The sequence below is a fragment of the Acidobacteriota bacterium genome (assembly GCA_040754075.1).
Lineage (GTDB): Bacteria > Acidobacteriota > Blastocatellia > UBA7656 > UBA7656 > JBFMDH01.
The window spans coordinates 137899-152814 of the sequence record JBFMDH010000003.1 but is presented as its reverse complement, the minus strand read 5'-3'; the positions used below and the strand labels follow the sequence as shown (position 1 = coordinate 152814).

The 14916-nt window shown below is 50.9% G+C and carries 9 protein-coding genes; all 9 read left to right on the top strand.

The window, feature by feature from the left end:
* Positions 1-64: 64 nt before the first annotated feature.
* The 9 genes from AB1757_04445 (at position 65) to AB1757_04405 (ending at position 14807) form a co-directional block, all read left to right on the top strand.
* The gene (locus tag AB1757_04445) at positions 65-1501 is read left to right on the top strand and encodes a pitrilysin family protein (protein ID MEW6126292.1); all 1437 of its coding nucleotides are present in this window, start codon (positions 65-67) and stop codon (positions 1499-1501) included.
* A 41-nt stretch (positions 1502-1542) separates the two neighbouring features.
* Positions 1543-2940, top strand: coding sequence for a pitrilysin family protein (locus AB1757_04440; protein MEW6126291.1), 1398 nt, complete (start codon positions 1543-1545; stop codon positions 2938-2940).
* A gap of 55 nt (positions 2941-2995) precedes the next feature.
* Entirely contained in the window at positions 2996-3265 is a 270-nt protein-coding gene (locus AB1757_04435; GenBank protein MEW6126290.1) for a hypothetical protein, read from the top strand.
* Positions 3249-3416, top strand: a complete 168-nt coding sequence (locus tag AB1757_04430; protein ID MEW6126289.1) for a hypothetical protein — start codon at positions 3249-3251, stop codon at positions 3414-3416. The genes AB1757_04435 and AB1757_04430 overlap by 17 nt, the downstream gene beginning before the upstream one ends.
* A gap of 16 nt (positions 3417-3432) precedes the next feature.
* On the top strand, positions 3433-5508 hold the full coding sequence (locus tag AB1757_04425; GenBank protein ID MEW6126288.1) for a S46 family peptidase: 2076 nt from the start codon (positions 3433-3435) through the stop codon (positions 5506-5508).
* A 301-nt stretch (positions 5509-5809) separates the two neighbouring features.
* Positions 5810-6715 carry an ATP-binding cassette domain-containing protein gene (locus AB1757_04420; GenBank protein MEW6126287.1) on the top strand — a complete coding sequence of 302 codons (906 nt, stop codon included), beginning with the start codon at positions 5810-5812 and terminating at the stop codon, positions 6713-6715.
* 24 nt (positions 6716-6739) lie between these two features.
* The gene (locus tag AB1757_04415) at positions 6740-7501 is read left to right on the top strand and encodes an ABC transporter permease (protein ID MEW6126286.1); all 762 of its coding nucleotides are present in this window, start codon (positions 6740-6742) and stop codon (positions 7499-7501) included.
* Between the two features lie 410 nt (positions 7502-7911).
* Positions 7912-11304: a PDZ domain-containing protein gene (locus tag AB1757_04410; protein MEW6126285.1), complete on the top strand. Its 3393-nt coding sequence runs from the start codon at positions 7912-7914 to the stop codon at positions 11302-11304.
* A 224-nt stretch (positions 11305-11528) separates the two neighbouring features.
* Positions 11529-14807: a PDZ domain-containing protein gene (locus AB1757_04405; GenBank protein ID MEW6126284.1), complete on the top strand. Its 3279-nt coding sequence runs from the start codon at positions 11529-11531 to the stop codon at positions 14805-14807.
* Positions 14808-14916 lie beyond the last annotated feature (109 nt).

Genomic DNA, 14916 nt, shown 5'->3' with positions numbered 1-14916 from the left:
GACTATTCAGTTACGATTGCTTAACCGGTAAAGCGATACTGCCCGATCAATGAGGAATTGTTATATGAAATTTTTGCAATCAACTGTCAGCCTGTTTCTGGCTCTATTCTTTGTCACCTTCAATTCAACCCCAACCAAAGCCCAGAGTTTTGAAGTCAAAACCCATCAGCTTACAAACGGGATGAAGATTTTAATTCAGGAAGACCACTCGATTCCGAGTGTGGCGCTCTATATTTTTTATCGCATCGGCTCGCGCAATGAACGACCCGGCACTACGGGGCTTTCACATTTCTTCGAGCACATGATGTTTAACGGCGCGAAAAAATATGGCGCGGGCGAATTTGACCGCGTGATGGAAGCCGCCGGCGGGCGCAACAACGCTTACACCTCAAACGATGTGACGGTTTATCAGGACTGGTTCACGCCCTCGGCGCTTGAATTGATTTTTGACCTCGAAGGCGACCGCATTCAAAACCTCGCCTTCGACCCCAAGATTATCGAATCCGAACGCGGCGTGGTGGCAAGCGAACGGCGCACTTCGGTTGATGCCAATAATTTCGGACTGCTGAACGAACAGCTTTATGCGGCGGCGTTCACGGCGCATCCCTATCAGTGGCCGGTGGTCGGCTGGATGGTCGATATTGAAAACTGGAAAATGGAAGACCTCAAAAAACATTTCGAGATGGGCTATGCGCCAAACAACGCCACGATGGTTGTGGTCGGCGATGTGAGCGCCGATGAAATTATCAAGTTTGCGCAAAAATATATCGCACCGATTCGCGCCCGCGAACTGCCGGCAAAAGTTACGACCACGGAACCCGAACAGCTTGGTGAACGCCGCATCGTGCTGAAAAAATTTGCGCAGTTGCCGATTTTGATGATGGGCTATCACATACCCGAATCGGCACACCCGGATTATTATCCGCTTCGCGTTTTAGAAAATGTGTTGTTCGCGGGCGACAGTTCGCGCCTGTATCAACGTCTGGTTGATAAAGACCAACTGGCGCTTTCGGTGCGCGGCGGTTTGGGGTTCGGCTTCAGTTTCGACCCCTCGCTTTTTGAAATCACCGCGCAACCCAAAGATGGGGTCGCGCCCGAAACGGTTGAAAAGGTCATCTATCAGGAGATTGATAAACTGAAAACCGAATTGATTACCGATAAAGAGCTGGAAAAAGCCAAAAATATTTTGCTTGCCGATTTTTATCGCACACAGAAAACCATCAACGGCAAAGCCAACACGCTTGGCAGCTACGAAGTATTTTTCGGTGATTACAAAAAGATGTTCAACGCGGCTGATGATTATAAGAAAGTTACCAAAGAAGATGTGCAGCGCGTGGTGAAAAAATATTTTTCGGAAAACCATCGCACCGTGGCAACGCTGATTCCCGAAAAAGCCAACACCACGGCTGATGCGAAAAAAGTCGAATCCGGCAAACCCTCGGTCGCCGCGAAAAAATCGAAGACTGCCACAACCAATCAACAGACCGCGAGCAAAAAATAATGATGCGAAGCCAAGTTGAAAGACGCTTGAATAGAGGAATTATGAAGAGATTATCTGCCTGCATATGGTGTTTAATGTTGATCGCGACAACGGCGGTTGCCTATCCCACAGCGAATGGCGATTTAAAATTGCCGACTTATAAAAAAGTAAAACTGCCAAATGGCATGACGCTATTGTTAATGGAACAGCATGAAGTCCCGGTCATCAGTTTTAACTTCATCGTCAAAGCCGGTTCAACGGCTGACCCTGCCGGTAAAGAAGGACTCGCGTCCGTTACCGCCGAACTTTTGCGCAAAGGCACGAAGACGCGCACCGCTGACCAGGTTTCTTCGGAACTCGATTTCATCGGCGGCGAGTTGGCAGCCAATGTCAATTATGATGCAACCACAGGTTCTGCCGAGTTTATTAAAAAAGATATGAAGACCGGCTTTGACATACTCGCGGATACTTTGCTCAATCCGACATTCCCGCAAGCCGAAGTCACTAAATTAATCAAACAACGTGTCGATGGCATCAAGGCTGCAAAAGACCGCGCGCAAGGGGTGATTGGCATTTACTTCGCGGGTTATCTTTATGGCAATCACCTTTATGGTCGCCCGACACAGGGTAGCGAAAAATCGCTTGCCGCAATCACCCAGGGGGATGTCGCCAAGTTCTATCAAAGCTGGTACACGCCCGCAAATACCATTCTGGCGGTCGCCGGTGATTTCAATTCGAGTGAGATGGAGAAAATGCTCACCGATAAATTCGGCGCGTGGAATGCGAAAGGCAATACGGCGTTGAAGGTCACGGATGCGCCCGCTGTGCAAGGTAAAAAATTGTTGCTTGTTGATAAACCCGACGCGACGCAAACTTTTTACATGATTGGCAACCTCGGCATTGCCCGAACCAATGCCGACCGGGTTTATATCAACGTCGTGAATACGCTTTTCGGCGGCAGGTTCACCTCGATGCTCAATAGCGAATTGCGCATCCAAACCGGACTCACTTATGGCGCGCGCTCGAATTTTGAGGAACGCAAAGCCAAAGGCGCGTTCATCATTTCAACCTACACGCGCAACGAAAAAACCGAAGAAGCGATTGACCGCACCTTGAACATTTTGAAACGGCTTCACGAAAAAGGTATTACTGAAGAAGAGTTGAAATCGGCAAAGACCTACATCAAAGGTCTGTTTCCGACCAGCATTGAAACCACCGACCAGTTGGCAGCGGCGATTGCCCAACTCGAATTTTTTGGACTCACGGAAGCCGACATCAACGGACTCTATGCGAAGATTGATGCGATGACTATGCAGGACGCCCAGCGCATCATTAAAGAATATTACCCGCTCGACAATCTGGTTTTCGTATTAATCGGCAAAGCGAGCGAAATCGAAAAAGTGGCGCAGAAATACGCGCCGAAATTCGACAAGAAATCCATCAATCAATCGGGATTCTGATAAACTCGAAGCGGCAAACCAGTTTAAAAATGTTCCGAACCAAAGGAGTTTTGCGATGACGACATCTTTTGAAACTGACGTTGGCGAAAGTTTGGCGGCGCGCGGAAAGCGATTTCATGACGAACATTTGAAATCGCAATTGGAGCCGGAACATCACGGTCGCTTTGTCGCTATCGAACCCGATTCAGGCAGATACTTTCCTGGCGATACCTTACCTGAAGCTGTTCATGCCGGACGTGCTGCAATGCCCGGTAAACAATTTTATTTAAACCGAATTGGCTTTCGCGCTGTGTACAACTTGGGCGGTTATGGCTTCAGAAAATGACACAGTCAATAATTGGCGGGAGGCTGGCGTCGTTCTGCATTTTGAAAACAACCTGTTTGTTGAATGTATTATTGACACGGGTTTCAGCGGCGAGCTTGTTTTACCGCGCAATGTGATAGATGAGTTGCAAAATGAATTTGAAGACTTTTAACGGAGCTAAATTTACAATGAAAAAATTTTCAGCCCTTTTAATCATCCTCTCGTTTTTAATTTGTGTTCCGGTTCATCGCGCCGATGAAGGAATGTGGACGTTTGATAATCCACCGCTCAAACAGTGGAAAGAGAAATACAATTTCACGCCATCTGCCGAATGGCTCGAACACCTTCGATTATCATCGCCGCGCATCGGCAATATCGGTTCGGGCGCTTTCGTATCGGGTGACGGCTTGATTGTCACCAATCACCACGTCGCTTTGAATTCGATTCAAAAACTTTCAACCAAAGAGCGCGACCTCGTACATGATGGCTTTTATGCAGCAACCAAAGCTGAAGAACTCAAGTGTCAAGACCTCGAAATCAATGTTTTGGTTTCTTATGAAGAGGTAACCAAGCGCGTGCAATCGGCGGTGAAATCGGGGGCAAGCGATAAAGAAGCCAATGAACAGCGCAAAGCCGCCGCCGCGCAAATCGAAAAGGAATCCACGCAACAAGCCAATGGTCTGAAATGCGAAGTGATTTCGTTTTATAACGGCGGCGAATACTGGCTCTATCGTTTCAAACGCTACAACGATATTCGATTGGTTTGCGCGCCCGAAGAACAGATTGCTTTTTTTGGCGGCGATTATGACAACTTCACTTTCCCGCGTCACGATTTGGATTTTGCCTTTCTTCGCGCTTATGAAAACGGGCAACCGGCAAAGACGCCGCACTTTTTGAAATGGTCGGAAAAGGGTCCAAGCGAAGGTGAATTCGTCATCGTTTCCGGTTATCCGGGTTCGACGGCGCGACTGCTGACCCTTGACCAGATTAAATATCAACGCGATGCCGGTAATGTTTATCAAAAACAGATTTGGGAAACCCGACTGCGCGCCCTTGAAGAATATGCCAAACGCGGCGCGGAACCGGCGCGACAGGCGGGCGACGCGATTCGTTCACTCAACAATTCGCTCAAGCGACTCGCAGGTCAACAGGAAGGCTTGGCTAATCCGCGTTTGATGGCGAAAAAAGAGGAAGAAGAAAAAGCCCTGCGTTCGGAAGTTGCCAAACGCGCCGATTTACAAAAAGCTTATGGCACTGCATGGCTTGAAGTTTCTGCGGCTTACCGCGCCTTGCCTGTGCCTGCTCGTCGCCGCGCCTTTTCGGTGATTGATGTGGTGCGCCTCGGTGACATCGCTTCAAAGATTGTTCGTTATACAACCGAGGTACAAAAACCCAACGACAAACGCTATGACGAATATCGTGACAATCGCCTCGAATCGTTTAAATTCAGTCTGTTTTCAACTGCGCCGATTTATAAAGACCTGGAAGAGGCAGTTTTAACCGCGTGGCTCGAAGAAGGCGTAAAGACGCTCACCGCCAACGACCCGTTTATTAAAGCGGCGCTCAATGGACAGACGCCCGCTGAAGCAGCGCGTAAAGCCGTGCAGGGCACGAAGCTTGATGATGTTGCGGTTCGCAAAGCTTTGATTGAAGGTGGAGCCGATGCGGTTGCGAAATCCGACGACCCGATGATTATTTTGGCGCGCAATGTCGAGCCGATTATTCGCGAACTTCGCGCCTGGTACGAAGAAAATATTTTAAGCGTTGAAAGCAGTGCCGGTGAAAAAATCGCCAAAGCGCGTTTTGCGGTTTACGGCAAAACCATTCCGCCCGATGCCAATTTCAATTTGCGCCTCGCTTACGGCAGCGTCATCGGCTACGAAGAAGACACCACGCTGGTGCCTTACAAAACCACGTTTTTTGGTTTGTATGACCGGGCTTTGAGTTTCAACGAAAAAGCGCCCTACAATTTGCCGGAGCGTTACAAAGCGCGCAAAGACAAAGTCAATTTGGCGACCCCGCTGAACTTCGTTTACTCCGCCGACACGATTGGCGGCAATTCCGGTTCGCCGGTGATTAACCGCAACGGGGAACTCGTGGGACTCAATTTCGACAGCAACATTCAGAAATTATCGAATCGCTACTGGTACATCGAAGAGTCGGAAGGTTCGCGGGCGGTCGGCGTCCATAGCGCAGGCATTCTTGAAGCCCTGCAAAAAATCTATGACGCCAGCGCGCTCGTCAAAGAATTGACCGGCAACTGAGGTTTTAATGGTGAGAAGTTGATAAACAGGTCCATAAAATTACCCGCATCACCTTGTTAATCAACTTACATCCTCGAAAATAAACAGTATTCGTTGAACAAGCGGTCTCTGACCGCGCCGTTTGGTAAAACACGGTCAGAGACCGCTTGTTCAACCTCAAAAATATTTTTCTCATTTAAATTTATTATCCCTTCTCAACATTCCCTGCACCCTTTAACTCCCTGGCATCCGTAATAGAGTTCTTGGAACGAATGGCTTGCGCGTTGCGTAAAGCCGAATTCGGTAAATTTTAAGGACTGTCATGCAAGGACTCGCCATCGAAACGTCGCGCCTCGCGAGGCGCTATGGAAATCTCATTGCCGTCGAAGACCTCAACCTGCGCGTCGAGCGCGGCAGCATTTATGGTTTCTTAGGCCCAAACGGCGCCGGTAAAACCACCACCATTCGCATGCTTCTTGGCCTGATTCGCCCCAACCAGGGCGATGTGCGATTACTTAATGAATCGCTCGGCAAAAACCGCCTGTTGGTGCTCGCGCGCGTCGGCTCGCTGGTTGAAACGCCGTCGCTCTATTCGCACCTGACGGGCAGAGAAAATTTGGAAGTAACGCGCAGGCTGCGCGGCGTTAGTCGCAAACAGATTGACCGGGTGCTGGCTATCGTCAATCTCGAAAAGGATGCCGACCGCAAAGCCCGCGAATATTCGCTCGGCATGCGCCAGCGTCTGGGATTGGCGTTGGCATTACTGGGCGACCCGGATTTGTTAATCCTCGATGAACCAACCAACGGCCTCGATCCCGCAGGCATTCACGAAATGCGCGAATTGATTCGTCGCCTGCCATCTGAACACGAAATCACCGTTTTTCTTTCAAGTCATCTTTTAAGCGAAGTCGAACAGATGGCAACTCACATCGGCATTATTCAAAAAGGCAAGCTATTGTTTGAGGGCAGGCTTGAACAGCTTCAGGCAAGAATGCAGGAACATCTTGAAATTGAATTGAACCAACCCGAAGAAGCCGCGCAATTGTTAACCGGACATGGCTTTGCAGTGCAGCGCAACGGCACACAAAAAATTTATGTCCAGGCCAAGGGGCGCGCGGCTGCCGCAAACATTAACAGCCTTTTAGTCAGGCAAGGATTCGAAGTCTCGCGGCTCAGTATCGAACGCCCGTCGCTTGAAGAGACCTTTTTGCAGATGACCAAAGAGTAAGTTTGTCGCAACCCCCGCGAAAGGATGAATGATTTGCAATACATTTTTCGAGCAATCAGCGCAGAGGTTTTAAAACTCAAACGCACACTGGCACTGAGAATGGCCTTCGTTGCGCCCCTGGTGGTCGCGGTGCTGATCTTTTTTGTTTACCACCAGCGTAAAGGCATCACCCTTGCGGGCGGCGAACTCTGGGTGAGATTCAATCAGGAGGTTATCGCGCTCTGGACGCTGTTGATGCTGCCGATGTTCATTACACTCGAAACGGCGCTGCTTGGCGGGCTGGAAAATTCCGAAAAGAATTGGAAGCATCTGTTTGCGTTGCCGATTCCGCGCACCACGATTTATGCGGCCAAACTGACTGCAGCTCTCGCGCTGATTGGGCTGAGCACTGTAGTGCTTTTTCTTTGTATGACGAGCGCCGGCCTGGTGCTTGGATTGTTAAAGCCCGATTATCAACTCGCCTTTTCAAACATTCCCTGGTCGCAGATTTTTCGTCCTTACTATTTAACCTATCTCTGTGCCTGGCTGATGATTGCCATACAGATTTGGGTGAGTGTGCGCTGGCAGAGTTTCACGGTCGCCCTGGCCACAGGCATTTCGGCGACTGTGATGGGTTATGTTTTGATTAACTCGGAAAAATGGGGAAGGATTTATCCATACACATTGCCTATGAATGTATTAATCAATAACGGCAACATCACGCGTGCCTTGCTCATCAGCCTGATAGGTTGTGTGATCGCTTCAGCGGTTGGGGCAATTGAATTCACGCGCCGCGATGTTGCCTGAGTTCTTTCTGCATCCAGATTTTCTCATTGAACCCTGAACAGTCTTCGGCAGATGATCCCGGCCAGCGCCTTTGTCACTTGATTCACGGAGACAATTTCAAATTTGCAAATGATAACGATTGGTTTATTATCTTCATTCCGATTACCCAAACCAGCCGATTTTAAACCGTTGCTTTATAACGCTACCCGGAATTATGCCTCAGAGGTTGCAGCGGTTTATGGGTACCTGAATAAAAACAACATTCATAATTCATCGGGAACGCAAATCGCCCATTAGTCGTAGAGGATAGTCACAGCTTTTTCAAACTTGAAAATTGATGACTTGTATTGGACGAAACCGGAAACAAGGCGGATACTTTTCTCTCAATTCCAACATGGCACGCATTTTCTTCTAAGGAGTTTTGAACCTTCATGACCAGACTATTTCTTCTTCTCATGCTCTTGCTGGCGACCGTCGTTTCGGCGCTGGCGCAAAGTGACAAAGCAACGCTTTATCAAAAGCCAACGATTAACAAAACGCATATCGTTTTCGTTTATGCGGGCGATTTATGGATAGTCGGACGTGAAGGCGGCGATGCCAGACGCCTGACGAACGGCGTCGGCATCGAAACCGACCCCAGCTTTTCGCCTGATGGTTTGATGATTGCCTTTACGGGCGAATACGATGGCAACACCGATGTTTACGTCGTACCGGCAGCGGGCGGCGTACCCAAACGCATCACCTATCATCCGGGTCCCGATAAAGCCGTAGGCTGGAGCAACGACGGCAAACAGATTCTCTTTTCATCGCCGCGCAACAGCACATCTTTTTATACGCAACTTTATACCATCGGCATAGATGGCGGGTTGCCGACGCAAGTGCCGCTGCCACTCGGAAGCTACGGCTCCTATTCGCCCGACGGCGCATACATCGCTTATGAACCGCTCACCCAATGGCAGCCCGATTGGAAACGTTATAACGGCGGGCAAACCCAGCCCATCTGGATTGCCCGGCTTGCCGATTCATCCATCGAAAAATTGCCGCGTGAAAACTCCAATGAACGTTACCCGATGTGGGTCGGTGATAAAGTTTATTTCTTGTCGAATCGCGCCGGAGCCGTCAGCCTCTTCTCATTCGATACGAAATCCAAAAAGGTTGACCAACTGATTAAAAACGATGGACTCGATTACAAATCGGCGGCGGCGGGCGCGGGCGCAATCGTGCTTGAACAGTTCGGCACCATCCACCTTTACGATTTGAAATCAGGCAAAGTGAACAAAGTCAATATTCGCGTTGCCAATGATTTGCTTTCCGTGCGTCCACATTTTGAACGGGTTGGCAATCGCATTGCCAATGCACAGATTTCACCGACGGGGGCGCGCGCGGTCTTTGAAGCGCGCGGCGAAATTCTCACCGTCCCGGCTGAAAAAGGCGACCCGCGCAATTTGACCAACACGCCGGGGGTGATGGAACGCGACCCGGCTTGGTCGCCCGATGGCAAATGGATTGCCTATTTTTCCGATGAATCCGGCGAATACGCTTTGCATGTGCGCGATCAGCTCGGCAAAGGTGAAGTGAAAAAAATTCAATTGCCGCCGACTTTTTATTATGCGCCGACGTGGTCGCCCGACAGCAAAAAGGTTGCTCTGTTTGATAAGAAACTCCAACTCTGGTATCTCGAAGTTGACAAAGCCACGCCCATCAAAGTCGATAGCAATCCGATTGGCTCCAATGATGATGTGGTGCGTCCGGTGTGGTCGCCCGATAGTCGTTGGCTGACGTATACGAAACAATTGCCCAATCTTTTACGCGCGGTCTTTCTCTATTCGCTCGAAAAAAATCAAACCCATCAAATTACCGATGGTCTGAGCGACGCGCGTTACCCTGCATTCGACAAGAGCGGCAAATATCTCTATTTCACCGCCAGCACCAATATTGGCCCGTCAATCAGTTTCGCAGACCTTTCCGGCATCGCGCATCAACCGACACGCAGCGTCTATGCCGTTGTGTTGCGCAATGACATTCCGTCACCGCTCGCGCCCGAAAGCGATGAAGAGAAAGTGCAACCGGAAAAGAAAGAGGATGCAAAGCCTGCTGACAAACCGGCTGATGATAAAGCTGCGGCAGAGAAAAAACCGGAAGGCGCGCAACCCGCTACGCCTCCCGCTGGCACGCCTCCCGCGAAGAAAGAAGTCGAGCCGATTCGCGTTGACCTCGAAGCCATTGACCAGCGCATCGTTTCTTTACCGATTCCGGCGCGAAACTTCGTTGATTTATACGCCGGTAAAGCCAACACCATTTACATTGTCGAAGCGCCGCCCATCAATCTCGAAGTCTTCGCGCCGCCTTCACTCACGGTTCACAAATTCGATTTCGGGAAACGCAAATTCGATAAAGCCCTTGATGGCGTAACCGGCTTTACGGTTTCGGCAAATGGCGAAAAGGCGCTCTATCGTCAAGGCTTCACAGCGTGGTTCATCGGTTCGACGGCAACGCTTGGCGCGCCATTGCCGCCGGGCGCTCCGGGTGCGCCCAATTTGTTGCGGGTTGCCGAAATGGAAGTCGCCACCGACCCGAAAGTCGAGTGGCGTCAGATGTACAAAGAGGTGTGGCGCGGCGAACGCGATTTCTTCTATGACCCGAACGCGCACGGCTTGGATTTGAAAGTCGCCGAGAAATTGTATGAGCCATATCTCGAAGCGGTTGCTCATCGCGCCGATTTGAATTACCTCTTCACAGAGATGCTCAATCAACTCACCGTCGGTCATATGTTCATTCGCGGCGGCGACCAACCGCGCCCGAATTTCGTGCCCGGCGGTCTGCTGGGTTGCGATTATAAAATCGAAAACGGGCGTTATCGTTTCGCCAAAATTTACAACGGCGAAAACTGGAATCCCAATCTGCGCGCCCCGCTGACGCAACCCGGTGTGAATGTTAAAGAGGGCGAGTATTTGATTGCCATCAATGGCAAAGAGATTCGCTCGACCGATAACCTCTATCAGGCATTCGAGAGCAAAGCCGGTAAACAAGTGGTCATTAAAATCGGCGCAAATCCCGATGGCACAGGCGCGCGGGAAGTCACCGTGGTGCCGGTCGCTAATGAAGGCGGCTTGCGCAATCTCGCGTGGATTGAGGGCAATCGTCGCAAAGTTGAGCAGATGAGCGGCGGCAAACTCGCTTATGTTTATATGCCGGACACGGCAAACGGCGGCTACACCAGTTTCAACCGCTATTTCTTCGCGCAAACCAATAAAGATGGCGTGGTGATGGATGAACGTTTCAACGGGGGCGGGCTGCTTGCCGATTATATCGTCCAACATTTGACGCGCCAGCAACTGAGTATGATTCATTATCGTGAAGGCGGTCAGGACGTGCCGGTTCCGGCGGGCGCGATTTACGGGCCGAAAGCCATGTTGATTAATGAAATGGCGGGTTCGGGTGGCGACGCCATGCCCTGGTATTTTCGCAAAGCCAAAGTTGGCCCGACCATCGGCAAACGCACCTGGGGCGGCTTGATTGCATCATTCCCCGCGCCGACGTTGATGGATGGCGGCGGCGTGACTGCGCCCGATGCGGCGATTTATGGACTGAGCGGCGAATGGGAAGTCGAAAATGTCGGCGTTCCGGCGGACATCGAAGTTGAATTCGACCCGGCGATGTGGCGCGCGGGACGCGACCCGCAACTTGAAAAAGCGGTGGAATATTTGATGGAAGAACTCAAAAAGAATCCGCGTCAAAAATACAAATTGCCGCCCTTCCCGAATTATCAAAATAAACCAACGGGCGCGATGCCGATGACCTCAAGTGGCGGTCGCTCGAATTAGCTTTCAATTTACGAATCGTCGTGGTTAAGGAAAAGTAAAACGATTACCGAACAAACCGAAATGAATGAAAAAGATTACTCAATGGTTAGTTGAATCTACGGTTTCAGATGCTTCCGTTTGTTCATTCATTTCGGTTTGTTCGGTAATCTCGCTGTTGCTCTTTTAAGGCAAGGTCACCGGATTAAAGGTGGCACGCCGACAGGTCATTTATAGGAGAAATCGAAATGAAAAAAGCAATCCTCAGTCTATTTCTTTTGCTGACGCTGGCAATCGCCGGCCTCGCGCAAACCGATAAGCCGATGCTCTTCAGGCAACCGACATTGAGCAAAACCCATATCGTTTTTGTGTTTGCCGGTGATTTGTGGATCGTCGGACGCGAAGGCGGCGAAGCTTCGCGCCTGACAACTGGTGTCGGTGTGGAAAGCTCGCCGCTGTTTTCGCCCGATGGGTCGATGGTCGCTTTCACGGGCGAATATGACGGCAACATAGATGTTTATGTCGTGCCGACCACCGGCGGTGTGCCGCGTCGTTTGACCTATCATCCGGGGAATGATGGCGTGGTCGGATGGACGCCTGATGGCAAAAATGTTCTGTTCGTTTCCGGGCGCACCAGCGAATCGGGTCGCACCGGGCAACTTTTCACCATGTCAGTTGACGGCGTCTCTCCAACTGTCGTGCCGTTGCCGATGGCTTACGAAGGCGCTTATTCAACCGATGGACAGCGTCTTGCGTATGTGCCGTTGCCGCGCGCTTTTCAAAATTGGAAACGCTATCGCGGCGGACGCGCTACCCCTGTCTGGATTGCTGATTTGAAAGATTCGAGTATTGAAAAAATCCCGCGGGTTGATTCCAACGATTTCAATCCGATGTGGACTGGCAACAAAGTCTATTTCCTTTCAGACCGCAACGGCGCAGTCACTTTGTTTGCTTATGACACGACCACCAGGCGCGTTAATCAGGTGCTGCAAAATACCGGCTATGACATCAAGGCGGCATCGCTTGGCGCAGACGCGATTATTTACGAACAATTCGGCGTAATTAATCTTTTCGATTTGAAATCGGGCAAGACCCAGAAAGTCAACATCACCTTGAACGGCGATTTGCCTTCGGTTCGCGCCCGCTATGAAAAAATCGGTAATCGCATGTTCAACTACGGGATTTCGCCGACGGGGGCGCGCGCCGTTTTTGAAGCGCGTGGCGATATTTTGAGCGTCCCTGCCGAAAAAGGAAATGCCCGCAATTTGACCAACACGCCGGGGGTTGCCGAACGCGACCCTTCGTGGTCACCTGATGGCAAATGGGTGGCTTATTTTTCCGATGAATCCGGTGAATACGCTTTGCATTTGCGCGAACAATCGGGAATCGGCGAAGTGAAAAAGATTGCCCTTGACCCGTCATTCTATTATTCACCGACGTGGTCGCCCGATAGCAAAAAGATTGCCTTTTATGACAAACGTCTGAATCTCTGGTACGTTGACCTTGCCAAAGGCACGCCGACCAAAGTTGATACGACCCATGCAGGCGCAGGAACCTTTGACCCCGCGTGGTCGCCTGACAGTCGTTGGCTGGCTTACAACAAAGCCAATAAATCGTGGATTCGCGCCGTTCACGTTTACTCGATTGAAGAGAGCAAGAGCTATCAAGTGACCGATGGCATGAGCGATGCGCGCTTTCCGACATTCGATAAGAGCGGCAAATATCTTTACTTCACGGCAAGCACCGACACCGTGAACACTACCGCAGGTCTTGATATGTCTGCCTATCCGTTCCGTCCGACGCGCAGTGTTTATGTTTGCGTGCTCAAGAAAGATTTGCCTTCACCGCTGGCACCGGAAAGCGATGAAGAAAAAGTCAGCGAAGAAAAACCGGCTGAAGCGCCGAAACCACCTGCGAAACCCGAACCCGTCAAAGTCGCGATTGATTTCGAGGGCATCGGTCAACGCATTCTCGCATTGCCGATTCCGAATCGCACCTATGTCGGCATGGCTGCGGGCAAGCCGAATAATTTATTCATCATCGAAGCCGCAACTGCGCCCGGCACTCAAGGCGGCATTCTGCATAAATTCGATTTGGAAAAACGCAAACTCGATAAGGTAATTGAAGGCATCAACGCCTTTGACCTTTCGGCAAACGGCGAAAAGGTTCTTTATGTGCAGGGACAGAATTGGTTCATCGCTTCCACGATGACGCCCATCAAACCCGGCGAAGGACGCATTCGCACAGATGAAATGGAAGTCTATATTGACCCTAAGTCTGAGTGGACGCAGATGTACAAAGAGGTCTGGCGCATGGAGCGTGACTTCTTTTACGCGCCCAATTATCACGGCTTGGATTTGAAAGCCGCAGAGAAAAAATATGAGCCATATCTTGCGGCGCTCGCTCATCGCGCCGATTTGAATTATCTGTTTAGCGATATGCTCGGCGAACTTTCGGTCGGTCATCTTTACATTCAAGGCGGCGATGTGCCGCGTCCGGGTTTCGTGCCCGGCGGCTTGCTTGGCGCAGATTATAAAATCGAAAACGGGCGTTATCGTTTCGCCAAAATTTACAACGGCGAAAACTGGAACCCGCAGACCCGCGCCCCGCTGACGCAACCCGGTGTCAATGTTAAAGAAGGCGAATACCTGCTTGCGGTCAACGGTCGCAATCTCACGGCAACCGATAACCTTTATCAATTTTTTGAGAGCACCGCGAATAAACAAGTGGTCATTAAAATCGGCGCAAATCCCGATGGTTCGGCTTCGCGGGAAGTCACCGTAGTGCCGGTCGCTAATGAAGGCGGCTTGCGCAATCTCGCGTGGATTGAGGGCAATCGTCGCAAAGTTGAGCAGATGAGCGGCGGCAAACTCGCTTATGTCTGGTTGCCGGATACGGCGGGCGGCGGTTATTCCAATTTCAATCGCTATTACTTTGCCCAACTCGATAAAGACGGCGCGGTGATTGACGAACGTTTCAACGGTGGCGGTTCGGCTGCCGATTACATCGTTGATTTCCTGCGCAAACAGGTGATGAGTTACTGGGCGGTGCGCGAAGGCGGCGAAGCGACCACCCCGCACGGTGTGATTCCGGGTCCGAAGGTCATGATTGTCAATGAATACGCCGGGTCGGGCGGCGATTTGATGCCGTGGATGTTCCGTCGCATGAAGATTGGTCCACTCATTGGCAAACGCACCTGGGGGGGACTGGTCGGCATCGGCGGTTATCCGGCATTGGTTGATGGTGGCAGTGTGACCGCGCCGCACTTTGCTTTCTACAATCCTGAAAGCCAATGGGAAGTTGAAAATCATGGGGTCGCGCCCGACATTGAAGTCGAGATGGACCCGCGAGCGTGGCGTGAAGGCAAAGACCCGCAGCTTGAAAAAGCTGTTGAAGTTGCGATGGCAGCGTTGAAACGTAACCCGGTGGTTCGTCCGAAACGCCCTGCGTATCCGAATTATCACAATAAACCTGTGGCGGCGCCGATGACCCCGGCGGGCGGCGCGAGCAGTGGTCGCAACAACTAGAGCCGCTGGTAAAACGATTGAAGGTTGAGGCGCGGTCACTGACCGCTTGCTCAACCGGCGTCAAGTAAAATCATTTGCACCCGGCTCTAACCTGCAACATTTTCCATAA